This window comes from Bordetella sp. (assembly GCF_057362025.1).
In genome coordinates, this window is record NZ_JBMQQZ010000008.1 from 38,767 (window position 1) to 64,698 (window position 25,932).

General features: G+C 67.0%; 23 protein-coding genes and 1 tRNA gene. 13 read left to right on the plus strand and 11 right to left on the minus strand.

Going from position 1 to position 25,932, the window contains the following annotated elements; all coding sequences use genetic code 11:
- Positions 1 to 6 precede the first annotated feature (6 nt).
- Complete coding sequence (locus ACO1P8_RS03285; protein WP_486294500.1) at positions 7 to 1,437, minus strand: MmgE/PrpD family protein; 1,431 nt, start codon at positions 1,435 to 1,437, stop codon at positions 7 to 9.
- A gap of 158 nt (positions 1,438 to 1,595) precedes the next feature.
- Between ACO1P8_RS03285 and ACO1P8_RS03290 the strand changes: the two genes are divergently transcribed.
- Positions 1,596 to 3,014 carry an MmgE/PrpD family protein gene (locus tag ACO1P8_RS03290; protein WP_486294501.1) on the plus strand — a complete coding sequence of 473 codons (1,419 nt, stop codon included), beginning with the start codon at positions 1,596 to 1,598 and terminating at the stop codon, positions 3,012 to 3,014.
- On the opposite strand, the gene ACO1P8_RS03295 is transcribed toward ACO1P8_RS03290, so the two are convergent.
- Positions 3,006 to 3,719: a GntR family transcriptional regulator gene (locus tag ACO1P8_RS03295; RefSeq protein WP_094839695.1), complete on the minus strand. Its 714-nt coding sequence runs from the start codon at positions 3,717 to 3,719 to the stop codon at positions 3,006 to 3,008. The two genes, ACO1P8_RS03290 and ACO1P8_RS03295, sit on opposite strands and share 9 nt — an antisense overlap.
- Before the next feature lie 162 nt (positions 3,720 to 3,881).
- Between ACO1P8_RS03295 and ACO1P8_RS03300 the strand changes: the two genes are divergently transcribed.
- The 3 genes from ACO1P8_RS03300 to ACO1P8_RS03310 are packed head-to-tail and all read left to right on the plus strand — an operon-like array spanning position 3,882 to position 5,591.
- Positions 3,882 to 4,568, plus strand: a complete 687-nt coding sequence (locus ACO1P8_RS03300; RefSeq protein ID WP_094839694.1) for a 3-oxoacid CoA-transferase subunit A — start codon at positions 3,882 to 3,884, stop codon at positions 4,566 to 4,568.
- On the plus strand, positions 4,565 to 5,221 hold the full coding sequence (locus ACO1P8_RS03305; protein WP_486294502.1) for a 3-oxoacid CoA-transferase subunit B: 657 nt from the start codon (positions 4,565 to 4,567) through the stop codon (positions 5,219 to 5,221). Before ACO1P8_RS03300 ends, ACO1P8_RS03305 begins: the two co-directional genes overlap by 4 nt.
- A gap of 37 nt (positions 5,222 to 5,258) precedes the next feature.
- Positions 5,259 to 5,591 (plus strand): FxLYD domain-containing protein, encoded by a 333-nt coding sequence (locus ACO1P8_RS03310; RefSeq protein WP_094839692.1) that lies wholly within the window; start codon positions 5,259 to 5,261, stop codon positions 5,589 to 5,591.
- 99 nt (positions 5,592 to 5,690) lie between these two features.
- Here the strand turns inward: ACO1P8_RS03310 and ACO1P8_RS03315 are convergent, their stop codons facing one another.
- On the minus strand, positions 5,691 to 8,162 hold the full coding sequence (locus tag ACO1P8_RS03315; protein ID WP_486294503.1) for a penicillin acylase family protein: 2,472 nt from the start codon (positions 8,160 to 8,162) through the stop codon (positions 5,691 to 5,693).
- A 1-nt stretch (position 8,163) separates the two neighbouring features.
- A complete protein-coding gene (locus ACO1P8_RS03320; protein ID WP_486294504.1) occupies positions 8,164 to 9,042 on the minus strand; it encodes an endonuclease/exonuclease/phosphatase family protein in 879 nt (292 codons plus the stop codon).
- A gap of 289 nt (positions 9,043 to 9,331) precedes the next feature.
- Here ACO1P8_RS03320 and ACO1P8_RS03325 point away from each other — a divergent pair, with 289 nt between their 5' ends.
- Positions 9,332 to 11,623, plus strand: a complete 2,292-nt coding sequence (locus tag ACO1P8_RS03325) for an NEL-type E3 ubiquitin ligase domain-containing protein (RefSeq protein ID WP_486294505.1) — start codon at positions 9,332 to 9,334, stop codon at positions 11,621 to 11,623.
- 6 nt (positions 11,624 to 11,629) lie between these two features.
- On the opposite strand, the gene ACO1P8_RS03330 is transcribed toward ACO1P8_RS03325, so the two are convergent.
- Positions 11,630 to 12,592 carry a helix-turn-helix domain-containing protein gene (locus ACO1P8_RS03330; protein ID WP_486294506.1) on the minus strand — a complete coding sequence of 321 codons (963 nt, stop codon included), beginning with the start codon at positions 12,590 to 12,592 and terminating at the stop codon, positions 11,630 to 11,632.
- A gap of 306 nt (positions 12,593 to 12,898) precedes the next feature.
- Here ACO1P8_RS03330 and ACO1P8_RS03335 point away from each other — a divergent pair, with 306 nt between their 5' ends.
- From ACO1P8_RS03335 to ACO1P8_RS03350, 4 genes are all read left to right on the plus strand, one after another.
- A complete protein-coding gene (locus ACO1P8_RS03335; protein WP_486294507.1) occupies positions 12,899 to 13,525 on the plus strand; it encodes a hypothetical protein in 627 nt (208 codons plus the stop codon).
- Positions 13,522 to 14,817, plus strand: a complete 1,296-nt coding sequence (locus tag ACO1P8_RS03340) for an MFS transporter (RefSeq protein ID WP_486294508.1) — start codon at positions 13,522 to 13,524, stop codon at positions 14,815 to 14,817. Before ACO1P8_RS03335 ends, ACO1P8_RS03340 begins: the two co-directional genes overlap by 4 nt.
- Positions 14,818 to 14,908: 91 nt before the next feature.
- Positions 14,909 to 15,649, plus strand: a complete 741-nt coding sequence (locus tag ACO1P8_RS03345) for a YqcI/YcgG family protein (protein ID WP_486294509.1) — start codon at positions 14,909 to 14,911, stop codon at positions 15,647 to 15,649.
- A gap of 13 nt (positions 15,650 to 15,662) precedes the next feature.
- Complete coding sequence (locus tag ACO1P8_RS03350) at positions 15,663 to 16,007, plus strand: cupin domain-containing protein (RefSeq protein WP_486294510.1); 345 nt, start codon at positions 15,663 to 15,665, stop codon at positions 16,005 to 16,007.
- Positions 16,008 to 16,127: 120 nt separating this feature from the next.
- On the opposite strand, the gene tam is transcribed toward ACO1P8_RS03350, so the two are convergent.
- The 4 genes from tam to ACO1P8_RS03370 form a co-directional block, all read right to left on the minus strand.
- A complete protein-coding gene (gene tam / locus ACO1P8_RS03355) occupies positions 16,128 to 16,961 on the minus strand; it encodes a trans-aconitate 2-methyltransferase (RefSeq protein WP_486294511.1) in 834 nt (277 codons plus the stop codon).
- A gap of 18 nt (positions 16,962 to 16,979) precedes the next feature.
- The gene (locus ACO1P8_RS03360) at positions 16,980 to 18,239 is read right to left on the minus strand and encodes an MFS transporter (RefSeq protein ID WP_486294512.1); all 1,260 of its coding nucleotides are present in this window, start codon (positions 18,237 to 18,239) and stop codon (positions 16,980 to 16,982) included.
- A gap of 324 nt (positions 18,240 to 18,563) precedes the next feature.
- Positions 18,564 to 18,640: transfer RNA gene (locus tag ACO1P8_RS03365), tRNA-Pro, on the minus strand.
- 15 nt (positions 18,641 to 18,655) lie between these two features.
- Positions 18,656 to 19,621 (minus strand): polyprenyl synthetase family protein, encoded by a 966-nt coding sequence (locus ACO1P8_RS03370; protein ID WP_094839682.1) that lies wholly within the window; start codon positions 19,619 to 19,621, stop codon positions 18,656 to 18,658.
- Positions 19,622 to 19,945: 324 nt separating this feature from the next.
- Between ACO1P8_RS03370 and rplU the strand changes: the two genes are divergently transcribed.
- From rplU to proB, 4 genes are all read left to right on the plus strand, one after another.
- Positions 19,946 to 20,257, plus strand: coding sequence for a 50S ribosomal protein L21 (rplU, locus tag ACO1P8_RS03375; protein ID WP_066631807.1), 312 nt, complete (start codon positions 19,946 to 19,948; stop codon positions 20,255 to 20,257).
- A gap of 31 nt (positions 20,258 to 20,288) precedes the next feature.
- Positions 20,289 to 20,549: a 50S ribosomal protein L27 gene (rpmA, locus tag ACO1P8_RS03380; RefSeq protein WP_486294513.1), complete on the plus strand. Its 261-nt coding sequence runs from the start codon at positions 20,289 to 20,291 to the stop codon at positions 20,547 to 20,549.
- 245 nt (positions 20,550 to 20,794) lie between these two features.
- Positions 20,795 to 21,925 (plus strand): GTPase ObgE, encoded by a 1,131-nt coding sequence (obgE, locus tag ACO1P8_RS03385; protein WP_486294514.1) that lies wholly within the window; start codon positions 20,795 to 20,797, stop codon positions 21,923 to 21,925.
- Between the two features lie 83 nt (positions 21,926 to 22,008).
- Positions 22,009 to 23,145 carry a glutamate 5-kinase gene (gene proB, locus ACO1P8_RS03390; RefSeq protein WP_486294515.1) on the plus strand — a complete coding sequence of 379 codons (1,137 nt, stop codon included), beginning with the start codon at positions 22,009 to 22,011 and terminating at the stop codon, positions 23,143 to 23,145.
- A gap of 60 nt (positions 23,146 to 23,205) precedes the next feature.
- Here the strand turns inward: proB and ACO1P8_RS03395 are convergent, their stop codons facing one another.
- The gene (locus ACO1P8_RS03395) at positions 23,206 to 24,720 is read right to left on the minus strand and encodes a 3-hydroxyacyl-CoA dehydrogenase (protein ID WP_486294516.1); all 1,515 of its coding nucleotides are present in this window, start codon (positions 24,718 to 24,720) and stop codon (positions 23,206 to 23,208) included.
- A gap of 282 nt (positions 24,721 to 25,002) precedes the next feature.
- Positions 25,003 to 25,932, minus strand: a 930-nt coding sequence (locus ACO1P8_RS03400; protein WP_486294517.1) for a CaiB/BaiF CoA transferase family protein, incomplete at its 5' end; no start/stop codon positions are given.

The window sequence follows — 25,932 nt, forward strand, 5'->3', positions numbered from 1 at the left end:
CGGTCCTTAGTCCAGGGCGGCGCTTGCGATCCGCGCCATCAGCGCCTCCATGCGAGGCAGGGTCTCGATGCGTTCGATGTGGTCGGCGATGGCCTCGACGGCGTCCTCGCGCAGGACACGCGCGGCGCATAGCGCGAACTTGGCGCGCAGCAGTGCCGGCGACAGCGGATTGGCCGACGTCCGTCCCAGCGGCTGGTCGACCTGCGATTCCAGCATCCGGCCGTCGCGCAGCGTGATGCGTACGCGGCCGCCGAAATGATTGTTCCCGGCGAAGATGGGCGGGTCCGCCTGGTCATAGGCCGCCACGTGTATCCGGCCCAGCAAGGCGCGCACGGCCGGCTGCGTATAGGAGCCGGGCTCGAAATCGTCCACGCCCACGCGGGCATCCAGCAGCGCGCGCGCCAGGACGTACTGCAGGCTGAACTTGGCGTCCAGCGGGCAGTTTGGATCCGGCCGGTTGGTATGCGCCAGTCGGCGCGAATGGATCCATGCATCGACCCGCGCCACGTCATCCGGCCGCGGCCGATGGCGGCGCGCCAGGTCCAGCATGGCGTCCAGCGCCGGATGGGTGCTGCCGCAACAGGGATACTGCTTGATGGCGATGCCGGGCTCGACGATGTCCAGCGGGTGCGCCCAGGCTTGCAGCGCGCGCCACGCATCGTAGGTTCCGGGGCCGTTGAACACGTCCAGGAACCCCTGGCTGTGCTCGAAGACGCTGGCGCGATTGGCGGTGAAGCCCGCACGCGCCAGACGCGCCGCGTACAGGCCGTTGCGCGCGCAGTGACCGACATGCAGCGGCTTGGTCATCGTGCCGAAGTTCGCCTTGATGCCGGAGGCGAACGAGGCCGCCAGCGCCAGCGCGGTCGCCGTGGCGTCGCCGTCCAGGCCCAGCAGTTTGGCGCAGGCGGCCGCGGCGCCGAAGGTGCCCAGCGTGGCCGTCGGGTGCCAGCCCTTGGTGTAATGATGGAAGTTCACCGCCAGGCCCAGCTTGCATTCGGCCTCGAAGCCGGCCACATAGGCCAGCATGAAGTCCCGGCCGCTGCTGTCCAGTTGTTGCGCCAGCGGCAGCAGCGCCGATAGCACGGGCGCGGAGGGATGGCCGCCGATGGTGTTGTTGCAGTCGTCGAAATCCAGCGCATGCGAGGCGGTGCCGTTGACCAGCGCCGCGTCCAGCACGCCGATGCGGCGGCGGGTGCCCAGCACCAGCGCGGGGCCGTCCCGCGTGTCCAGGGCTTGCTCGGCCAGCCGGGGCGCGTCTTCACGGGCGCCCGCCAGCGTGACGCCGACGGTATCGAGCAGGCCGACGCGCGCCCAGTAAAGGGCGTCGTCCGGCAGGTCCTGGTAGCTCAGCGCGGCAACGCGGCGTCCCAGTTCCAGGGCAAGCCCTGCCGTCCGCGTGCCGGCATCGGCACGGTCGGCTTCGTCTGTATCGCTCATTCGGAATCCTCGATGGCGCAGCGGCGCGCCACGGCACCGCGGATGGCCAAGCCACGCGTTTCGCCACGCTGTTTTATCCCGGCTGTCCTCCATCAAACGCATTTAGAATACCACGGTATACTATTTTGCAAAGCCCCCTCAACTGGCAGGCCAGCCGCATGTCCAAGCTCCCTGACCCCGACTCTCGTGCGGTGCACGCAGCGGCCACCGCGTCGCCGCCCGACAGCGCATCAGGCACCGCCTCCGGCACGCTCGCCCGCTTTGCCGCCGGCCTGCGGTTCGACGACATCCCGGCGGAGGTCCGGGATCGGGCGGCATCCTGCATCGCCGATACGCTGGCGTGCATGGTCTATGGCGCGCGCTTCCCGTGGAGCGCGACGACGGCGGCGTACGCGCGGCGCTACGGCGGCCAGGGCCCGTGCACGATCTTCGGCACGCCCGGCCCCGGCGTCGGCGCGCCGCAGGCCGCGCTGGCCAACGGCGCGGCGGCCCACGCCTTCGAACAGGACAGCCTGCGCTATCCCGGCGCCGGCGTGCACCCGGGGGCGACCCTGGTACCCGTGCTGGCGGCCGTGTGCCAGGAAACGGGCGCGGATGGCCGCCGCGCGCTGACCGCCTTCGTCGCCGGCTGCGAAGTGCTATTCCGCATCGGCGCCGCATCGCGCCACAGCAGCGAAAAGCTGGGCTTTCATGCGCCCGGCCTGACCGGGCCCTATGGCGCGGCCGTCGTCGCCGGCGTGCTGTCGGGCCTGGACGCGGCCGGCATTGCGCGCGCGCTCGGCATCGCGGGATCCTTATCGGCGGGCCTGCTGGCCTTCACGAAATCGCGCGAGGGCGCAATGGTCAAGCGGCTGCACATGGGGCGCGCCTGCGAGGCCGGCATCCTGGCCGCGCGCCTGGCAGCCGACGGCTACAGCGGCCCCGAGACGATCCTGGAAGGCCGCTTCGGATTCCTGAATACCTATTGCCGCGAGGCCGACCCGGGCCGCCTGACCGCCGGGCTGGGCAGCGAATGGGAGACGCTGCGCATCTGCATGAAGCGCTACGCCTGCCACGTCACGCCGCAGGCAGCCATGCAGACCTTGCGCGGGCTGATGACCGCGCAAGGCTTTACCGGCGACGACGTGGCGACGCTGGCGCTGGGCATGTCCGAAAAAGCCGTCAGCCACCACGACATCCGCCGTCCCGGCGACGTTATGACCGCGCAATACAGCGTGCCCTTTTGCGTTGCCCTATCGCTCTACCGCGACCCGGAGGACCCGCGCGCGTTCGACGAAACCGCGCTGCGCGACCCGGCCATCGCGGATCTGTGTGGACGAATCGGCCTGTCCGCCGCGCCGGACCTGCCCTCGGCATGGAGCGCGAACATCGCGCTGGCGTTGCGCGACGGACGCCGCTTCGCAACCACGGCGCGCGACTACCAGGGCATGCCGCAAACACCGATGTCCAGCGCCGAACTGCGTCGGCGCTTTCTGCTGTTGACGGAAGACGCGTTGGGTAATGCGAACGCCGCCGGCTGGTACGACAGGCTGATGCGACTGTCCTCGCAGACGGTTTTTCCGCTGCCGTCAGCCTGATTCCTTCGTCCCGCCCAGCAAGCCGCGCCGGGGTGCCCGGTCCACCAGTTTCGTGTGCTGGACCTGCGTGCGGGCACGCAAGGCATTCTGCACATGGCGCGCGGCCACCGCCCGCGCCGCCGCTTCGTCGTGCGCCGCGATGGCTTCGTACAGCTCGCGATGTTCGTCGATGACCTGCTCGCGCCGCGCTTCGATCACCAGTGTGGAGACATTCCGATAGGCCGACAGCGTGTCGGCCGTGATCAGCAGGAACTTCAGCAGGAACTGATTGTGCGCGGCCCGGTAGATCACGTCGTGGAAGGTGCGATTGTGCTCGTACATCTGTTCCGGCTTATCGCGTATCGCGGATTCGTGCTCGACCAAATGCCGGAGCGTGGCGATCTCCGCATCGGTCGCCCGCTTGCATGCCATGGCCGCCGCCGCGCCTTCCAGCAATTCGCGCACGGCGTAGAGTTCCTGCACCGCCTCGTCGTCGATCGACGCCACGACCAGACCGCGGCGGGGATGCTGGGTCAGCAGCCCTTCGTTTTCCAGGCGGCGCAGGCCTTCGCGGGCCGGCGTGCGGCTGATGCCCAGCCATTCCGCGACTTTGTACTCGGATACCCGGTCGCCCGGCTTCAGGTCGTTGGCCAGGATCGCTTCGCGTACCGACTCGTAGGCCACGTCGCCCAGCAGCAGATTGGAGTCGTAGGGTTTTCTTGTCATAGGTCATTTCCCGCGGCGGCAGGCAGGCGTTCGAAACGAGATCGGGCCGTCGACCGCCCCCGGGCGAAAGTGTTCACGCTGAGGACAGCTTGCCTTGACGGTGGCCGGCATGCCGTGAAAGCATCCGGGATTGTAGAACCTCCCCATGTTTTCGGACCGTCGATGATTTCCAAACTCGTAGAAAGCGCAGCCCAGGCGCTGGCCGATGTCCCGGATGGCGCCACCATCCTGATTGGCGGCTTCGGGCCGGCCGGCCAGCCGGTCGAACTCATCGATGCCCTGCTGGAGCAAGGCGCGAAAGACCTGGTGATCGTCAACAACAACGCCGGCAACGGCACCACGGGGCTGGCCGCCCTGCTGGGTGCCGGCCGCGTGCGCAAGATCATCTGCTCGTTTCCGCGCCAGGTGGACTCGCAAATCTTCGACGGCCTGTATCGCGCCGGCAAAATCGAACTGGAACTGGTTCCCCAGGGCACGCTGGCCGAACGCATCCGCGCCGCCGGCGCCGGCATCGGCGGGTTCTACACGCCCACCGCGTACGGCACGCCCCTGGCGCAGGGCAAGGAAACGCGCGAACTGAACGGCAAGAATTATGTCTTCGAGTTGCCGCTGCACGCCGACTACGCCTTGATCAAGGCCGACCGCGCCGACCGCTGGGGCAACCTGATGTATCGCAAGACCGCACGCAACTTCGGTCCCATCATGGCCAGCGCGGCCAAGGTCGCTGTGGCCCAGGTGCGCGAAATCGTCGAACTGGGGGAACTGGATCCGGAAGCGATCGTGACCCCTGGCATCTTCGTCAAGCGCGTGGTGCGCATCGACGCGGCCGCCGCCAAGGAGCAAGCATGAGCGCCAAACTGACCCGCGACCAGATTGCCGCCCGCGTCGCCCGGGACATTCCGGAGGGCGCCTACGTGAACCTGGGCATCGGCCTGCCGACGCTGGTGGGAAATCACCTGCCGGCCGACCGCGAGATCGTGCTGCATACGGAAAACGGCATGCTGGGCATGGGCCCCGCGCCCGCCAAGGGCCAGGAGGACTACGACCTGATCAATGCCGGCAAGCAGCCGGTGACGCAAGTCCCCGGCACTTCCTTCTTCCACCACGCCGATTCGTTTGCCATGATGCGCGGCGGACATCTGGATATCTGCGTGCTGGGCGCATTCCAGGTCTCGGTCGAGGGCGACCTGGCGAACTGGCACACCGGGGGCGCGGACGCCATCCCGGCCGTGGGCGGGGCCATGGATCTGGCCAGCGGCGCGAAGCAAGTGTTCGTCATGATGGAGCTGACCACGCGCGAAGGCCAGAGCAAGCTGGTACCGCGATGCACCTATCCGCTGACGGGCGTGCGCTGCGTATCGCGCGTCTATACGGACGTCGCGGTCTTCGATATCCGCGCGGACGGCGTGTACGTGACGGACCTGTTCGGCGATGTCGACCCGGCAGCGCTCGAACGCATCACCGGACTTCCGCTACGATTCGAATTACCGGTCGCCCGCTGATATCCTGGCGGCGACGCCTTATCGCGGGAAAACAACCATGAAACGCCTGCTTGCCATCGCCATCCTCGCCGCGGCCGCCCTGAACGCCGCGGCGCAATCGCTGCCCCAGGGCGTCACGATAGATAACCTGGCGGCGGTCAAGGACACCGGAAAAGGCACCACCTACATCCGCGCCACGGTGCACAACGACACGGGCAAGACGCTGAATCGCGTTTCGGTGCTGTTCCAGCTGCAGGACAGCCAGGGCAATGTCATCGGCACCACCTCGGCCCAGACCTTCAATCTGCCGGACAAGCAAAGCTGGAACGTCAACGCCACCACCACGTTGCCGTTCGCCCGCTTCACCGCCTACGAAGTCAAGGCGGAATAAAGCGCCGGCGCGGCGCGCCCGCAGCCGGGCATCTGCATGCCGCGCGATCCGCGCTCGGCGTCACGCGCCGCGCCTGCGGCACCGCCGAGTTCTGTGCCATCAAGGCCGCAACGTCAGCGTGTGCGCGGCAGCCCCGGCCATGAAGGGCGACGCGGCCCCCTCCACCCAATCCTCGTGCCCCGCGAGGAAGAACGGCGACATCGGATGGCCCGAAGCGCCGCCGGGCATCTCCAATACCCCTTGCGCCTCCCGGCCGGGTGCCACCACGAAGCGTTCCGACGCGCCGAATGACGGCCGTTGCACGCGCGGCATATTGGTATCGCCCGGCACGGCCTGCTCCGGCGCGGAGAACCACGACCGCAGGGATGCGGGCAGCAAGCCGGCGAACGGATGCCCGATCTCCAGCCTGTTGCGCTCGCCCCAGCGCGCCTGCTCCAGCGGTGCACCCCGCGGCCGGTTGCGCTTGATCGTCTCGTCGATGGTTGCCAGCATGAAGGCCCGCCAATCGGCGTAAGGCGCCGGGATCCACGCTTTCGCCCCGGCCAGCGCGCGCATGACGGCCTCCAGCCGCGACGAGGCACGGCCCACCGAGATCGCCGGCGCGAACTCCTGCGCGCGCGCCGACAAACGCTCGTCCAGCCCCGAGAACCAGGCACCGTAAAGCGTTTCGCGGAAATCGCGCAGCAGCGTGTATCCCGCCTGGTCGATATCGGCACGGCCGTTCCATTGCAGCAGGATGCGGCGGAACGCGGCACGGTCCGGGTCCCCCGCCAGCGCGTTCGTATCCAGCGCGTCCAGCGCAATCCGGCGCCAGAACTCCAGCCACAGCCCCCGGTCGTCCAGCTCGATCGCCAGCAAGGCCGCCTCGTCGTAAGTGTCGCGCGCGAACAGTCCCTCGCGGATCTGCCCGCCACGCAGTCCGACGTCCGCGCCGCCATCGCCGATCAGGCGCTGGCGCGCGGCGTCCCCCAGCTGGGTGCTATTGGCGGTCCACAGGCGGCCGGAGGGCGGGTCGACGATGCGCGGATATTGTTCCGGCGGCAAGCGCCCGGCGGGCGCGGCCGCCTTCGCGGCCTCCACGGGGTAGCCTTCCGGGTCGCGCGTGGCCAGCGGCAACGGACCGGCAAGCGTCCAGCCGATATGACCGCCGCGGTCGGCTACCAGGATGTTCTGGGTCGGCACCCCGGCGTTCTGCGCGACGCGCAGCGCCTCGCCCACATCGCGCGCGGTTTCCATGCCCATCAGGCCCAGGTCGGCGGCGTCCGGGCGATAGGCGACCCACTCGACGGCGTAGGCGTCGTCGCCGATCGCCAGCTCCGGTCCCCAGCGGGTCTCCAGGACGGTACGGCGCACGGGCGCGCCGCCCTTCACCTGTATCCATTCCTCGTGCTCGACGGCCGTTTCCCATTCGCCACCCGGGCCGCGATAGCGGCGCGGGTCCGCGGGATCGCGCTGAAGATGTATGAGGTCGATGTAGTGGCCGTAGCTGTTGGTAAAGCCCCAGGCCACATCGCCGTTGCTGCCCGCCACGACCACCGGCGCGCCGGGCAGGCTGACGCCGCTGACGCGGCGCGGCTGCGGCCCCTGCAACACCAGCGTCAGCCGGTACCAGATGTTGGGCAGCCGCAGCCCCAGATGCATATCGTTCGCCACCCGCGCGGCGCCGTCCACGCCATGCGAACCGGCCACGGCGAAAGCGTTGCTGCCCACCTCGGCATCGCCCACCGCGGCCTCATCCGGCACGATGCCCGCCAGCAGCGGACCGCCCGCGCGAGCGGCGCGCTTCTCCGCGGGCGCCGCGCCGGAGCGCGCGCGAGCGGGACCATCCAGCCACGCGGGCCGTCCGCGCGGCACGCGCAAGGGGGGCGTGCCGACGGCGACCCCATCCAGGGGCGCGTCCATCGCACTCGCTCGCGGTGTCAGGAAGGCCAGCATGTCGGGCGCCACCGCATCCCGCAAAAACCCGCGCGATAGCACACGGCTCAATTCCGCGGACTGCAGATCCAGATACATGGCGTCCACCACCAGCAGGGTGTCCTCCGGCCGCCAGGGCTGCGGCCGCACGCCCAGCACGCCATACTCGAACGGCCATACCGGCAGCGCCGCCTGCGCCGCGTTCACGCCATCGGCATAACGCTGCAGCAATTCGCGCTGGCCGGGCGGCAATGCAGCATAGGCAGCCTGCGCGCGGGCGCGGAAGCGATGCATGCGATTGCGCCGGTCCAGGGGAATGGCGTCCGCGCCGACCAGCGCGGCGACCTCGCCGGCGGCGACCCGCCGCAACAAGTCCATCTGGAAATACCGATCCTGGCCATGCGCGTAGCCCGTGGCGTAGGCCAGGTCCAGGCGGTTGGCCGCCGTCACGGTCACACTGCCCCGCGCATCGCGCTCGATGGTCGCGGGCACGGACAGCCCCGTGCCGGCGACGTCGCCATCCAGCCGCGGCAGGCTGGCCCGCATTGCCCACCAGGCCGTCCCCCCCACCACTGCCGCCAGGATCAGCACGGCGGCGCAGAACCATCCCAGGACCCGCCCCCACCGGCGCGTCGCGTCCAGGCGCGGCGGCCCCATATCAGCGGAATTCCAGGACGATGGGCTGGTGATCCGACGCCGCGCTTTGCGCATCGACGTCGCAGCGGACCACCCTGGCGGCGAGGTCCGGCGTGACGAAGACGAAGTCGCAGGCGAATGGCCCCTGCGGCCATTGCACATGATCGTGCACGCCCACCGTCGGCGCGTGCGGGGCCTGGCCGTGCCGGACCCGCCAGGCGTCGACCAACGACGGCACGCCCGCCGGCATCGGATCCAGCATGCGCCGGTACGCCGGGTCGCTTACCGCGCTGTTGAAATCGCCGCAGAGCAGCGCGGTAAGCGGGCGCTGCACCGCGGCGAAGGGGCTGTCGGGATCGCCATGCGGACTGGGCCGCGCCGCGTGTCCGCACGCTTCCACGTGCAGATCGTGCAAGGCATCGGCCTGCGCAAGGCGTTGCGATGGCGAATAGAACTCCAGGTGGGTGGTCGTCACGCGCAACGGTCCGAGGTCGCTGTGCAGCACGGCCTCCAGCGCCATGCGCGGCATGGACTTGACCGCGGGGTCGGACGGCCACGGCAGGCTGTGCCGGAATACCGGCCCGACGGGATAGCGCGTCACGATGGCGTTGCCATTCTGCCGGCGCGGCGCGCCTGGCCGCGCCGGCGGCAGATCCGCGCCGATCCCGCAGAGCACGGTATACCCGGGCAGCAGCGCCGCGAGCGTGGCGAATTGATCGGCGTCCGGACCGCCCGGCAGGCCGCCACCAGCGCCCGCATCGCCGTGGAAGCCGCGCGTGACCTCCTGCAAACAGAGGACGTCGAAGTCCGCCAGCCGCCGGGCCTCATCGACGATGCGGCCCAGGTCTACCCTGCCGTCCACGCCGCGGCCCCATTGGATGTTCCAGTTCACGAGTCGCATCCGCCCTGTTTTACCAGCCGCCCTGTTACCCGTCCACCTGCTTCGGCGTATTCCACGTACATCCTTTACGGAAAAAACCCTCCTTCCGCATACCCGGAGCCGACGGCCGCGGCGGCGCGTTCCCGTTCCACCACGCGCGTTCCATGCAGCCAGGGAACAGGCCGGAAGGCGACCGGCACTCAACGCGCCTCGAAGGGAGGACACCAACCATGAGACAACTTTCCGGCCATGGCCGCGCGCGAACCCGCGCCGGCGCCGCCTTGGCGCAACGTCCGGAGGCAAGGCGGCCATGACGACAGCACTCAGCGGAATCAGCGCCGGCGGCACCGTCCTGCCGGCCGCGGAACCGTCACCGCGCGGCGACGAGCCGGGCCTGCGCAACCTTTGGGGCCTGCTCACCGTCCAGGCGGGCGACGAGCCCGACGCCCGCCATAGCGCGCAATTGGAAACCGCGCTGCGCATCATCGACGGCACGGACATCGGCGCCGCCCTGCTGCGCGCCCTGTCCACCTGCGACATCCCTGTCCACGAACGGCCGCTGATCGCCTTCGTCAACCTGGACAGCCATCGGGACGCCGCGCCCTTGCTCGACGATGGGGCCGAGGAGGACGAGCGGATTATTCATTTCGCCGTGCAATGGCCGTCCGTGCCCACCGATGCATCTTCCACGGACTCGTCTTCCCATCCGTTCGACGATCTGCTCCCCGATGAGCTGTCGCAGCGCTATCAGGCCGTAGACCTGTTCGCCGATCTGGCGACGTTCTTCGCCGACCACACCGGGCGCCCCTGCCTGGCGCCCAGCCTGGGGTGCGTGGAGTATTCCGCCCTGACCTTCCGCGAACAGTTGGGCGACGACATCCCGTCCTGGCAATACAGCATGGAAGCCTACCTGCGCGCCCCCGCCGCGACGGACGAAAAGCGCGCCACGGTGTGGGAGCTGGTCAACGTCTGGAACGACGCGGACAACCCGGAGCAACCGCTGCGGCTGAACTCCCTCAACCTGCGCGAATGCCCGCCGCTGCGGGAACTGCCCGGGCTAACCTGGCTGATACTGGCCGACAACGCGCTGACGGCGTTTCCGCCCGCCAACCGTCTGCCGCCCACCCTGGACCGGCTGGACCTGGCGGGCAATCCCATCGCCATCCCACCCGACGGCTACGGCCCCGGTCTGCGCCATCTCGTCCTGGACAGGACGGTATGCGACAACGCAGGCCTGCGTGCCGGCCTGCCGCCGGACGTGGAACTGGAAGAGGTCGACGCCGATTATGTCGAGTCCTTCCGGGCAGCCACCCGCTTCGTCACCGAATTCCCGGAAACCCTGGTCGGCATGGTGCCCGTAGAGGAAATGGAGCGCGCGGGCTGGTCCAACGATGTCATGGCGCGGCTGTACCCCAAGGACGCGCTGGAAAAGGCAGCCGCCAAATGGTTTGCCCCGCCCTTGTCGGGCGACATCCCACGGGCGCCGGCCCATGCCGGCGACGCATGGCGGCGGGCCCAGGAGGCTGACGCTAATGGCGCGGCCGCGTTAAGCGCCTTGATCGACCGCGTGCACGTTGCCTGGAGCCGGCAACCGGATCCGGTGTTCCACCAACGCTTCGCGGCGCTGCTCGCGAAGATGTGCCAACCCGGTAACGACCGATTCCGCGACGAATGCCTGAGCATCGCCCGCGAAGGCGCCGCTTCCTGCAACGATCAGATCCTGTACACGCTGAACAACCTGCACATCGCGTCCCTGAATGCGGACGTGGCGGCGGGCGCCTATGACCGAAAACTTATCGAACTGATGCACCACGCCGAAGACATGCTGAACGTGCACACCCTGACGCAGTTTTTCGCCGACCTCAGGCCGGAACTGCAAAGGCGCGCGCGCGAAAGCCACATGGAGTTCGAAGAAGTCGAGCAGTGGCTGCATCTGCATACGCGCCTGCAAGGGTCGGTGCACCTGCCGGCCATGCAGTTCAGGATGCAATTCGTGAACCTCTCCCTGGTGACCGAAGCCGACGCCCGGGCTGCCAGCGCGCGGATCGCGGAGGCCAGGAACAAGGGCTACCTGGAGTTCCTGGCCGTATGGGCGCCATTGCAATCGGTTATCCGCCGTGTCGCGCCCCGGCTTACCGAGCGCGCGGACCAGTGGCGCGAGCACATCGTCAACGATCGCGGGCGTTTCTATGGCGCGCTCGATGGCCTGATGAAAACCGATGGACAGTTGTTCGCCGCGCCGCGCCAGTCGGACATGGATGTCTTCAGGGTGGGGCCGCGAATCTTCTGGACGCGGTTCGAACGCCTGGTCCATAAACACCTGTGCACGATCGACCAGCGCCTGGCCGCGGTCGCCCTGCAACGCAAAACGATCGACGCCTCGCCACCCGGAGCCGTCGACGAAGACCTCGACGCGTTGCGGGCGGCGATGCAAAACGCGCTGCCGCAGGTTTGCCGCGCAGTCAACGACAACATCCAGCGGCTGATCCAAATGGCCACGGCGCGCGACTTCCTGGACATGCACGGCCTGAAACTGCAGGAAACCATCCAGCAAGCCGAACAGCCGCGCTGGTTCAAGCAGTTGCGGAAGGACATCCCCTGAACGGCATCACGCCTGCCGCTTGAACTGGCGACGATATGCCGACGGCGCTATCTGGAAATGGCGGGAAAAGTGCTGGCGCAGCGACGATCCGCTGCCCAGGCCCGCGCGCGCGGCGATCACTTCCAGCGGAAGGTCGGTGGTTTCCAGCAGCTTTTGCGCCAGCCGCAGCCGTTCGGCTAACAGCCATTCGCTCAGGCTGCAGCCCGTCAGGGACAGGAAGCGGCGATTGAAGGTGCGACGGCTCATGGCCAGGCGTTCCGCCAGGCTGTCGGCCGTGTGTTTTTCCACGATGGTTCCCCGCAGCCAGTCCAGCAGCTCGGCCAGGCGAAAGCCCGCGCCTTCGGTGGAAAACGGCTGGGGCGGCAGCTGCGCCTGCGCGCCATGGCGGTGCGGCGGCACGACCAGGCGCCGCGCGGCGAAATCCGCCACCTTCGCGCCGTAGAGCGAGCGCACGATGTGCAGGCAGCAATCGATGCCTGCCGCCGTGCCGGCGGATGTCGTGACGGTACCGTCATCGACGTACAGCACCGAAGGCTCGACCTTGATGCGAGGGTACTGGCTGGCGAAATGATCGGCCCAGGCGAAATGCGTGGTGGCGCGGCGGCCGTCCAGGATGCCGGCGGCCGCCAGCACATAGGCCCCCAGGCACAGCCCCACAATCCGCGCGCCCCGGGCGCTGGCGGCGGCGACCGCATCGACCAGGGCGGCGGGCGGCGTCTCGCGCGGGTCGCGCCAGCTGGGCACCACGACCACGTCCGCCGTACGGGTGATGTCCAGGGATGGCGTGGTCAGGACCGAAAAGCCGGACGTGGTGGTAGCCAGGGATGCCCCTTCGGCCGAGCACACTTTCAGGGAAAACCTGGGCGCGCCCTGCACGCCGCCATATGTCCCGAATACCGCGCAGGGCACCGACAGGTGAAAGGCGCTGATCCGGTCGAAGGCGACTACTGCGATGACGGGCGCTTGCATGACTCGGCGATGCGAATGGGGACGGGCTTGGGCATTGGCCCAATTCTATCGAAAATTGACCGTAAACCGGCGAACCTTTTAGTACGGATGGCTGAGAATTCCGCTGCCATGGGGGAAGAACCGGCGTATGCGGTACCCGAGCGCGAAACGCGCGGCGGGACGAACGGTTCCAAAAGTATTTCACTAGAACGATATAGAAGGCAGGGCTGCGCGATGCCGATAAAGCTTCTCTCGAACGGAAAGACCGTCTCCCTCAGGTCGTTCCCTAGGGCCGAGGATTTTCCGGCGGAAGATCGCGCCTCCACCATGGAAGCCTTCAATCGCCTTATCGGTATGAATTGGGATGTCACCGAACCGCACTGGACGCCGACCCATAGTCCTTTCCGTAGCGGTTATGGCCTGGTACTCGTTCATGCCGATAAGGAGCTCGTCGGGTTTTCGATTTACCAGTACTTCGATATGAACGGCGACCTCTGCCTGTACCGATCCGGTACCGAACTGGCGCCACCCTACCACGGCCTGGGGTTGTACAGCGACGTCACGGATCTGATCTTCGCTGAGGCCTTCCGCCAGCGGCCGCACCAATCGCGGCTGCTGTATTGCTGGCGGACCCGCAATGCCATCGTGGCATTGGCCAACGCGCGTCGCTGCGCCGAGGTCGTGCCGGACCTGCAGGCCGACCCGCCCAAGGAAAACGGCGGACGGGCCGGCCTGCTGGCCCTCGCGGTGCTGGCCGCCAAGCGCCTGTATCCCGATCGCGTCCTGGAATTGCCCGCGCTGGTCATGCGCGACGTCTACGGACATATCAAGCACCGCAAGCCGTCCTATCGCGGCGTGGCGGTACACGTCGGCAAGCGCATCTCGACGCTGGCCCCCCACTCCTCCGACGCACTGTTCTCACTGGGTATCGTCCGCCGACCGACATTGTCATGAGCAAGGCCGCATCGCTTTCCACCCCGTCGCTGCCGTTGGACCGCGACCGGCCGACCGCGCGCGTCTACGCGTCCTGGATCCTGATCGCCCTGGCATATTCGATCGCGTTCATGCAGCGGCTTGCGCCGCAATCCATGCTGAACGAACTGTCCGCGTCGTTTTCCATCGACGCCGCCGGCCTGGGCATGCTGGCCTCGGGCTATTTCTATGGCTATTTGGCCATGCAGATCCCGGCGGGCATCCTGGTCGATACGCTGGGCGTGCGCCGCGTCCTGCTCGGCAGCCTGCTGGTCTCCTTGACCGGTACGGCGTGTTTTGCCCTGGCGCACAGCGTTCCAGCCGCCTTCGCCGCGCGCCTGGTCGTGGCCTGCGGCGACGCGCTGGTTTTCACCGCCATGCTCAAGCTGGTGGCCTTGAAGTTCAAGCAAAGCCGCTTCGGCCTGATGTCGGGCCTGTCGCAGGTATCCGGCTACCTGGGCGGCGCCATCGCCACCACCCCTCTGGCCTACGCCGTGTCCGCGGTGGGATGGCGCGAATGCTTCGCCATCGTCGCCTGCGTCATCGCCCTCAACCTTGCGGCGTCGGCCATCGTGTTCCCCCGAACGGACCAGGCCCCGCTGGCGGCGAAGGAACTGCTGCCCAGGCTGCGGCAGACATTGCGCCTGTTCCGCACCCGCCTGCGCAATGCCGGCAGCTGGGGATGCGCGATCGTCTTCGCGTCGCACTTCGCTTCAGTCACTACACTATCTGGCGTATGGGGCTTGCCCATGGTCCGCGATACGCTGTCGATCAGCAAGGACCAGGCAAGCACCTGCATCCTGGCTTTCCTGGTAAGCAACGTGGCCGGCTCCATCCTGCTCGGCCATTTGTCCGATCGCGTCCGCAACGTGCGGCGCGCGCTGCTGTGGAATTGCCTGGTGCGCGCCGCGATCCTGCTTACCTTGCTTCCGGCATTGCTGGCATCGCTGGGTTACCTCTACGCCATCGCTTGCTTCAGCGTCCTGGGCTTTGTGGCCGGCGGCACCGTACCGCTGGTGTTGAAAGCGGTACGAAAGCTGTACTCCACCGAAATGATCGGCATCGGAGCCTCCTTCAACACCACGCTGGCCGGGATCACGGCCGCGCTGGTGCAGCCGCTCGTCGGATCACTGCTGGCCGCCTCGGCCACGGGTAGTCCCGGCCACCTGTCCTACACCGCCCAGGGCTATACCGGATTCGTTCTATTCATGGCGGCCGTCTCGGCCCTGGGCTGTATCGGCGCGGCTGCGATGCGCATGGCGCATCAAGCTTAACCCCCCCTCATCGCGCCGGTGCGGCATCACGCCGCGCGCGCGTCATGGCAAGTCGATTCAGTTCCCTCCACCTGAATGGGTAGACAAAGCCGTGAAAGACTATCTCAGCCGTATTCAAGTCCAACAACGCCACACCGGCGGCACCTGGCAGGCCATCCTTTTCCAGGAACTGGCCAGCACCCTTAACAGCGATACGCGGGCATTCCCCTGCATCTTCGGCGTGGCGGGATATCGCGCCGACCAGCTGCGCTATCTTTTCCTCGACGAGGACGACATCGAGGGGCTGGCGCGCAACCTGCGCGCCTACGTCGCCGAATCGCGCACCTACGGCCCCAACACCTCGCTGATCGTATTCTTCCGGCCGCGCCCGCTGCTGCCGCTGGAGGCCTATCGCGCCAAGTTCTGGGCCCTGCTCGGCCAGCTCGCATCCCTGGACGACAGCGAATGGCCGGCCGAAATCCCGGCGGAACTGGATTCGCCGCAGTGGGAATTCTGCTTCGCCGGCGAACCGATCTTCGTCGTATGCAATACGCCGGCACACGTGCAGCGGCAAAGCCGCCGGGCCAGTTCGTTCATGATTACCTTCCAGCCGCGCTGGGTCTTCGACAATATCCTGGGCAGCAAGCGCGCGCGCGATGCCAGCGTCTCGAAAGTGCGCGACCGCCTGGCGACCTATGACATGATCCCGCCGTCGGCCGACCTGGGTGCCTACGGCGATTCCGCCAACCGCGAGTACAAGCAGTACTTCCTGGGGGACGACAACCGGCCGGTCTCCGGCTGCCCCTTCCACGCCATGCGCGCCGCCGACCTGGCATCCGAAACCGAAATCTGAAAGCGAGGACACCATGGAAATCATCAAGGGACTGCTAGGCGACATCGATCTGGCCACCGGGCTGCGGGCGCTGCTGCCGCGGCAGGGCTGCATCGAAGTCCAGCGCGACGCACCCGGCAAAGAGCACCGCACGCACAGTCATCCGACGGATGAAACGCTGATCATCGTCGACGGCGCGTTGACCGTCTACGCCGACGGCGTCGATTATGTGTGCAGGAAGGGCGATGTCATCGACCTGCCCGCCGGCACGGTGCATGGGTCCACGGCATCGTCGGAAGGCGCGATCTACCTGATCGCGTTCGAACGGCTGGCGCCGTCCATCAAGGAGCGGGCCGGCCAATACTGCGGCGCATGGTAATCGCCCGGCGAGCGTGCGGCCGTTTCAGGGGCCGCACGTACTGCCGGCACTCCATCGGGACCGCTGCCACGCCGCGGGCCTTTACCGGGCCGACGCGAAGGCCCGCGGGTAACGGGCGCTTCAGCGCGTCGCCACCATGAAAAGGCGCGGGAACGGCAGCAGCACCGAACCGTCCGCCACGGGCCGGTGGGTCTTCTCGATCATCCCGGTATAGCGGGCCAGGTACTCCTGCTTTTCCGCTTCGTCCAGCGGATCCAGGAACGGCCGCAACGCGCTGCCCTTGAACCACTCCACGATGGCGGATGGCCCGTCCCGCAGCACGTGATAGTAGGTGGTGCGCCAGATATCCACCCGGCTGCAATGCGGCTGGAGCAGCTCGTAATACCATTGCGCCGGCTGCAATGCGGTGCGCGCCTGGCTGACGTCCTTCAACTTGCCCGACCAGGGGCCCTCCGCGGCCAGCTCGCGCATCATGCGATGCGGCGGCTCTTCCATCGTATCCGGCATCTGGATCGCCAGGCTGCCACCCTGCGCCAGCTTGGCCACCAGGGCGGGAAACAGGGTTTCGTGGCCGGGCACCCACTGGAACACCGCGTTCGACAGAATCACATCGTAGGCGGTCGGCGCCTTCCACGTATGGATATCCGCCACCTCGAAATTCACCTGCGGCATGCGCTTGCGCGCGGCGGCGATCATGTCCGACGAGCTATCCAGGCCGGACACCTTGGCCGACGGAAAGCGCTGCGCCAGTACCTCTGTGGAATTGCCCGGCCCGCAGCCCAGGTCGATGACCTCGCGGGCCTCGGCGACGGGCACGGCGGCCAGCAGGTCGCGCACCGGACGGGTGCGCTCGTTCTCGAATATCAGGTACTGCCTGGAAGACCACTTGTCTTGTGCCATGGCGAACTTCCGGTTGCCGAAGGAGATTCGATGATACGCGCGGCCACCTTTCACGTGCTTGACGTCAGGGCATCATGACATCGTGATGCCCGCACTGCGCGGGCCGGCCGCCACGGCGGCCGCCTGGGTCTTGGCCCATTGATTCAGCGCGGCACATAGCAGCAGCAGCGCCGCGGTGACGTAGAAGACCGATCCCAAGCCGATATGCGCGCCGACCTGCCCGCCCATGAGCGGGCCGATGACCTGCCCGCTGAATTGCGCGGACTGCAGATAACCCAGCGCCTTGCCGGAATGTCCATCGGCGGTGGTCTGCCGCACCAGCTTGGCGATGGAGGGCAATAGCCCCGCGATGGTCATGCCCATCAGGCCGCGCAGGATGGCCAGCTGCCACCATTCGGTCACCAGCGCCTGCGGCACCATCAGTATCGCCGTGGACACCAGGCAGCCGACGATCACGTTCCAGCTGCCGACGCGATCGGCGAGCGCACCCAGCCTTGGCGCGGTCAGCATGCTGCCCAGGGCGGATGCCGCCATGACGATGCCCGCGGTGCGTGCCTGCGCCTGCGGCCCTACGCCGAGATGACCGATGTAGACCGTGATAATGGGCTCGATCGACATATTGGCCAGCAACACCATCATGGCCGTGGCAAGCAGGGCGAACAGCAGGATGCGCCGGGGCCCGTCGACACGAAGGCCGTCCGCCGTGCTGCGGAGCCTGGCGTCGGAGATTCTGTCGAAGTCTTCCTTGACCAGCACGATAGTGGCGATGGCCGCGACGGCGATCATCGCCCCACCGGCAAAGAACGTCCCGCGGATGCCCACCAGTCCAGGCAGGAATCCGCCGACCAGGCTGCCGGCCAGGGCTCCCGTCGACAGCACGCCCAGCGCCCAGCCGGCCCGTTCGCGCGGCGCCTGCGTGCCTATCATCACGATGGAGGCCGACGCATAGCCGCCGATCAGGCCCGCCACCAGACGCAGCAGCACCAGTTGCGTCACGGTCTGCGCCAGGCCGATCAGCGACATCACAACGGCCATCCCGATGGCCGCGCGCACCAGCATGGGCTTGCGGCCATAGCGGTCCGCCAGCCGCCCCCACAGCGGTGCCGTGATGGCGGTACCGAAGAATGTCGCGCCGAACGCCACCGCGGACCATTGCACGATCGCGGCCGGCGCGGTCTCTCCCAACTGCGCCACATACAACGGCAGGAAAGGCAGCAACATGCTAAGACTGACCAGCGTAGTGAAAGAGCCGAACACGCAGACCGCCAGGTTGCGCCGCCAATACAGGCGATTGCGTTCGACGTAGTCCGGACCTCTCGATGCGCTTTCCATTTCTGCCACTTCCTATCGCCTGCTCGCGGTGAGCCTGGGTTGTCCGCCCTTCGCCGGCGTGGCGGAACAGGGATAGCGTAAGAAGGAACGCTTATTCCGGGAACTGAATTTATTGGATGGGGGGTATCGGTAAAGCAGATAGCTCATCGACGATGAGCTCCGCCGGTCGTGGCGCCAGCTGGAAAACAAAAAGCCGAAACTGCGCGAGCAGCTTCGGCTTATCGTCTCGGCGCGGGATCCTTGCTTTCCTGCCCGCGGGATATTGCGGAAAAGAAAGCGGAACCCTGCACCAATGATTTCGGGAATGACCGACCCTTGCAAGGGTGGTCGGGGCGAGAGGATTCGAACCTCCGACTCCTGCGTCCCGAACGCAGTACTCTACCAGGCTGAGCTACGCCCCGTTATCGATCTATCGATCATCGATCGCGGTTTACCGCGAAAGCGCAGAATTCTAGCAGGGATTGCTGATAAACGGAAATGGGATAGCCGGCCAGTGCCTGCCGCGCCAATTCGGCTTCCGCGCGGGCGGCTTCCATGGCGTGGCTCAGGGCATCGGTGGCGTGAATGGCGGCGGCGACGGCCTCGAAGTCGGCGTGTCCGGTTTCGATGGCGGTACGCACCAGCTCGCGCTGTGCCGGCGTACCCACTTCCATCACGCGTATCAACGGCAAGGTGGGCTTGCCCTCGCGCAGGTCGTCGCCGACGTTCTTGCCCAGTGCGGCGGCGTCGCCGCCATAGTCCAGGACGTCGTCGACCAGCTGGAAGGCCGTGCCGATATGGCGGCCGTAGGCGGCGGCGGCCTGTTCCTGTTCCGGCGTGGCCTTCGCCAGCACCGCGCCCACCTGCGCGGCCGCCTCGAACAGCTTGGCCGTCTTGTAGCGGACTACCTGCAGATAGCGGTCCTGCGAGACATCCGGATCGTGCACGTTCAACAGTTGCAGGACTTCGCCTTCGGCGATGACCGTGGTGGCCTGCGACAGGATGGCCATGACCCGCATCGAGTCGACATCGACCATCATTTCGAAGGAACGCGAATACAGGTAGTCGCCCACCAGCACGCTGGCGGCGTTGCCGAAGACCGCGTTGGCCGTCTGGCGCCCGCGCCGCAGGTCGGATTCGTCGACCACGTCGTCATGCAGCAGGGTCGCGGTGTGGATGAATTCGACCACCGCGGCCAGGGTATGGTGATGCGTGCCGGTGTAGCCCAGGGCGCGGGCGATCATCAGCAGCAAGGCGGGGCGCATGCGCTTGCCGCCGGCGCCGACGATGTAGTCGCCTATCGTCCGGATGAGCACGACGTCGGAATTCAGCCGGGCCCGGATGACGGCGTCAACGGCCTTCATGTCGTCGGCAACAGGGGCAATAAGCTCGGGGAGATTCAAGACGAGTCCGGGTGGTAGAAGACGAGCGCCAAGGCTCATGAAGCAGGCCCGCGCCCGCCATGCAAGCCGGCCGGGGTCCAGCGAATTATACGGTGTCACTTTGACAGCACCGCGCCCGCCGCGAACGCTTGCCGATCCCGCGACAGGCCGGCGGGCGATACGGGTGGGACCGGCGGGGAATGCGGTCGGCGGCCCGCCGCCCGTACCGCTGGCGCGACACGTAACTCGTTGCCCTGCCGGGACTTTTTGACATCGCCAGGCGCCCGGGCTAGAATCACGAGTTCAGCGTTTCAGGCGCTGGATCACCCTTATAGGAAATTACCCATGTACGCGGTCATAAAAACCGGCGGCAAGCAGTATCGTGTCGCAGCCGGCGAAAAACTCAAGGTAGAACAGATACCTGCTGACATTGGGCAAGAAATCACCCTGGACCAGGTTCTGTCCGTGGGCGAAGGCGACCAGCTGAAAGTTGGTACGCCCATCGTCGCCGGCGCCGTGGTCAAGGCGACCGTTCTTGCGCATGGCAGGCATGACAAAGTCACGATCTTCAAGATGCGCCGTCGCAAGCACTATCAGAAGCATCAGGGCCACCGTCAAAACTACACCGAAATCCGCATCGAGGCCATCACGGCCTGACGCGCACCGGTATCCATAGCAGGAGCTAAACATGGCACAGAAAAAGGGCGGCGGCTCTACGCGGAACGGTCGCGATTCAGAATCGAAGCGACTGGGCGTCAAGGCCTACGGCGGTCAACTGATCCCGGCCGGCTCGATCATCGTTCGTCAACGCGGTACCCGCGTCCACGCCGGCGTGAATGTCGGCATGGGCAAGGATCACACGCTGTACGCGCTGGTCGACGGCAAGGTGCAGTTCGGCACCAAGGGCGCGCTGAACAAGAAGACGGTATCGATCGTCGCTGCTGAATAAGCGCGCGATTTCCGATCCGCACCGCAAAAAACCCTGTCGCGTGCGGCAGGGTTTTTTTGTCGCCGGGCCGCTCCGTAGCGGATATGCTCCCAGGGAGCGGCCAACCGAAGGCGCTGCGGCCTGCCCGGGCGCAGGACCGCGCCAAACCCCGGAACGGTAAACCGGCTTGCCGGTGCGGCACCGGGGACTTTGCTGTTTAATCGTTTCAATCCGAAAGGTCGCGCGGTATCGCGCGCATCGCCATCATGAAATTCGTCGACGAAGCCACCATCGAAGTCATTGCCGGCAAAGGCGGCAACGGCGTGGCGAGCTTTCGCCGCGAAAAATTCATTCCCAAGGGCGGTCCCGACGGGGGCGACGGCGGCCGGGGCGGCAGCATCCTGGCTGTTGCGGACCGCAATATCAATACGCTGATCGATTTCCGCTATGCCCGCCTGCACCGGGCCCGCAACGGAGAAAACGGCCGCGGATCCGACCAATACGGCGCGGCCGCGCCCGACATCGTGTTGCGCGTGCCCGTGGGCACCATCGTGCATGACGCGGATACCGGCGAACAGCTGTTCGACCTGAGCCGGCATGGTCAGGAAGTCGTGTTGGCCGCCGGCGGGCAAGGCGGGATGGGCAACCTGCATTTCAAGTCCAGCACCAACCGCGCGCCGCGCCAGTGGACGCCCGGCAAGGAAGGCGAACAACGGCGCCTGCGCCTGGAACTGAAAGTCCTGGCCGATGTCGGCCTTCTCGGCCTGCCGAATGCCGGCAAATCGACGCTGATCAGCAAGATTTCAAACGCCCGGCCAAAAATCGCCGATTACCCCTTCACGACCCTGCACCCCAACCTGGGCGTGGTTCGCACGACGGCCTCGCGCAGCTTTGTGGGGGCCGACATTCCCGGACTGATCGAAGGGGCTTCGGAAGGCGCCGGCCTGGGCCATTTGTTCCTGCGCCACCTGGCGCGCACACGGGTCCTGCTGCATCTGGTGGACGTATCGTCGCCCGATCCGGACGCCGATCCCATTCCCCAGGCGGTCGAGAACGCGCGTGCCATCGTCGAAGAACTGCGGCGCTACGACGCGGATCTGGCCGCCAAGCCGCGCTGGCTGGTGCTGAACAAACTGGATATGGTCCCGCCCGAAGAAGCGGCGACGCTAAAGACGCGCTTCTGCAAGGAATTCGGCTGGTCCGGGCCCGTCCATACCGTCTCCGCGCTGACCGGCGACGGCACCCAGGACCTGATCTGGGCCCTGCAGGATTACCTGGACGCAGAAAAGCAAAAAGACCAGATCGCTCAGGACCAGGCCGACGGCACATATGTGGCCGAAGATCCTCGTTTCGACGATACGCGCTCGGATGCCGATCCGCGCGGCGGTGACGAATAAGCCATAATCGCAATCCTCCGCCGCGTATCGCGGCGCCGTCCGCGCCCTGGCGCGACCCATCCGTTTACGCTCCGGCATTCGTCATGACCGCCGACACCAACGCCGTATCCGTCATCGCCGCCGCCAACCGCCTGGTGGCAAAAGTAGGATCCACGCTCGTCACCAACGAAGGCCGGGGATTGGACCGCGCCGCGGTCGCCCACTGGGCGCAGCAGATCGCCGCCTTGCGCAAACAGGGCAAGCAGCTCGTCCTGGTTTCCAGCGGCGCCATCGCCGAAGGCATGGCCCGCCTGGCCTGGCGCAAGCGCCCTTCTGTCATGCACGAGCTCCAGGCCGCCGCGGCCGTGGGGCAGATGGGCCTGGCGCAGGCCTATGAAGCCGCCTTCGCCGAACATGGATTGCGTACCGCGCAGATCCTGCTTACGCACGAAGACCTGGCGGACCGCCGCCGTTACCTGAATGCGCGATCGACGCTGTTCGCCTTGCTGCGGCTGGGCGTCGTGCCCATCGTCAACGAGAACGACACGGTCGTTACCGACGAAATCCGTTTCGGCGACAACGACACGCTGGGCGCGCTGGTGACCAACCTGATCGAAGCGGATGCGCTGATCATCCTGACCGACCAGCGCGGGCTGTACGAAGCCGATCCGCGCAAACAGCCGGATGCGCGTTTCGTGTCGCATGCGCAAGCGGGCGATCCCGCGCTGGAAGCCATGGCCGGCGGCGCCGGCAGCGGCATCGGCACCGGCGGGATGCTGACCAAGGTCCTGGCTGCCAAACGCGCCGCGCATAGCGGCGCGCATACCGTGATCGCCTCGGGCCGGGGACGGGACGTACTGGTGCGCCTGTCGCAGGGCGAATGCATAGGCAGCGAACTGCGTGCGGTGTTGCCGGTCTGGTCGGCGCGCAAGCAGTGGCTGGCCGATCACTTGCGGCTGCGCGGCCGGGTGGTGCTGGACCAGGGCGCCGTGCGCGCGTTGCTGCGGGAAGGCAAGAGCCTGCTGCCGATCGGCGTCGTCGAAGTACAAGGCGACTTCGAGCGTGGCGACGTCGTGGCATGCGTGGATGCCGAAGGCCGCGAATGCGCCCGCGGCCTGGTCAATTACTCGGCGGCAGAAACCCGCCGCATCATGCGCCAGCCCTCATCGCGCATCGCGGAATTGCTGGGCAGCATGACAGAACCGGAACTCGTGCACCGCGACAACCTGGTGGTGTTCTAGCGTCTCGCTGTCTGCGAAAGTTCCGCCGAGCCCCGCGCCACTCGGCGCGGGACCGCCCCGCTACCCTTCCAGCAAGGACATCCTTAACTGCACGCGCCGTTGCAGCCACAGGCTGGGGCGGTAGCGCGGATCGCCGGTAACGCGCTCCATGTTGCGCAGGATCTCCAGGATGCGGCCTGCTCCCAAGGTGTCGCCCATGGCCAGCGGGCCCATGGGATAGCCCAGGCCCAGCGTGACGGCCTTGTCGATGTCGGCAGCGGTGGCGATGCGCTGCTGCGCGATGTCGCATGCAATGTTGACGATGGTGGCCACCATGCGCTGCGCGACGAATCCCGGCGAATCGTCGATGACGGTGACTGGCGCGCCATCCGAGGCGAAAACCGCATGCGCGGCGTCACGCCACTGCGGCAAGGTGGCGGGAGACGTCATGACCGTGCGGCGCCGCGCGGGATCGAAGCCATGCAAGGCGTCGATGCCGACGGTGCGTTCCGGATCCAGGTCCTGCGTGTAAACGGCGGTGGAGACATCCTCGCCGTAGGGCGTGACGACGATAAGCGCATCGTCCGGAGCGCGGCTGCTCGCTACACGATGCCCGCCCATCCCGTCGAGCAGGCTGGCCACCGCGGCGTGGCCCTGCGGATGGATGCCGCTTACCCATACCTTCAGGCCGGGCGGCAAGGCCGGCACGGCAGGCTCGGCAGGCAGCTGCTTCTGGCCGTTCACGTACCGGTAGAAGCCTTCGCCCGCCTTGCGGCCCACGAGGCCGCCGGCCAGGCGAACCGTGGTGATGGGCGACGGACGGAAACGCGGTTCGTCGAAGAACTGCCGGTAGATCGATTCCATGACCGGATGCGATACATCCAGCGCCGTCAGGTCCAGCAGCTCGAAAGGCCCCATGCGGAAGCCGGCCTGCTCGCGCATGATGGCATCGACCTGCGCGAACGTCGCCACGGATTCCTGGGCCACGCGCAGCCCTTCGGTATTCATGCCGCGGCCGGCGTGATTGACGATGAAACCGGGCATGTCGCGCGCGCGCACCGGCGTGTGGCCCATGCGGTGCGCCAATTGCATCAGGGCATCGCCGGCGGCGGGATCGCTGCGCAGGCCATCGATGACCTCGACCACTTTCATCAACGGCACGGGATTGAAAAAGTGGTAGCCCACGACCCGCGAAGGCAGGCGGCAGGCGGCGGCGATCGCGGTGATCGACAGCGAAGATGTGTTCGACGCCAGGATGCAGTCGTCGGCTACCGCGGCCTCCAGCTGCTGGAAGACCTCGCGCTTGACGTCCAGGCGTTCGACGATGGCCTCCACCACCAGTTGGCAGTCCGCCAGTTCGGCCAGCGCCGTGCAAGGCACGATGCGCGCCAGGGCTTCTTGAGCCGCTTTCGGCGTCAACTTGCCCTTTTCGGCCAGCTTGGCCCAGGTCTGCTGCAAGCTGGTGCGCGCTGCGCCGATCGCATCGGCGCTGGTGTCATGCAAACGGACGGTCAGGCCCGCCTGTGCCGCGATCTGCGCGATCCCGCACCCCATGGCGCCCGCGCCAACAATGCCGATGATATCGATATCTGCCATAGCTGCTCCTGTACCCGTCATTCATCTCGCGGACATTCGTTCGATGGACGCCTGCCTGGCGGCCACATGGCCGTGGCCGCTTTGCATGCCTGGCATCATGTCCGCCTCCGCTATTCGTTCCCGCCCTATCATGGGCCCGGGCCCATGACGGCCCGCTTGTTGCCCCGGTTCTTGCTGGGGATTCTTGCCGCCGGTTCTTGGCGGAGTTCTTGCCGCGGGCTCTTGCCTCCGCTTCCTGCCTCCGCTTCCTGCCCCCGGCTTCCTGCCCCGGCTGCTTGCCTGTTACGCCGCGCCGGCTGCCAGCGCCTGGATGTCGGCGTCGGACAAGCCCAAGCGTTCGCGCAGCACCTGTTCAGTGTGTTCGCCCAGCATCGGCGGCGCGCGGCGATATTCCACGGGACTGCCGGAAAAACGCAGCGGGCTGGCGGCGATGGGCACGACGCCGGCCGCCGGGTGGGAAAGTTCGCGGCGCATCTGGCGGAACTGCACCTGCGGATCCTCGTAGACCTGGTCCAGCGTATTGATCGGCCCCGCGGGCACGCCCGCGCGTTCGAGCTCGGCCAGCCAATGGTCGCGGGCGCCCTGCGCCATGCGTTCCACCAGGATGGGCACCAGCGCTTCGCGGTTGACCACGCGTCCGGGGTTGGTGGCAAAGCGCGGATCGTCCGCCAATTCCGGCAAGCCGATCACGCGGCAATATGCGCGGAACTGGCTGTCGTTGCCGACCGCAACGATCATGTGGCCGTCATTCACCGCGAACACCTGGTAAGGCACCAGGTTCTGGTGCGCATTGCCGGCGCGGCGCGGCGCCTCTCCGGACGTCATGTAGTTCAGGTTCTGGTTGGCCATCATGGCCACCTGGCAATCGAGCAAGGCCATGTCCAGGTGCTGCCCCAGGCCGCTGCGCTCGCGTTCGAACAGCGCGGACAGGATGCCGACGGCCGAATACATGCCCGTCATCAGGTCCGCCACCGCGACGCCCGCCTTCTGCGGACCGCCGCCGGGCGCATCGTCGCGTTCGCCGGTGATGCTCATCAGGCCGCCCATGCCCTGGATCATGAAGTCATAGCCCGGCCGGGTCGCATAGGGGCCGGTCTGCCCGAAGCCGGTGATGGAGCAATAGATCAGGCGCGGATTGACCTTGCTCAAGCTTTCGTAGTCCAGCCCGTACTTGCGCAGGCCGCCCACCTTGAAGTTTTCCACCAGGATGTC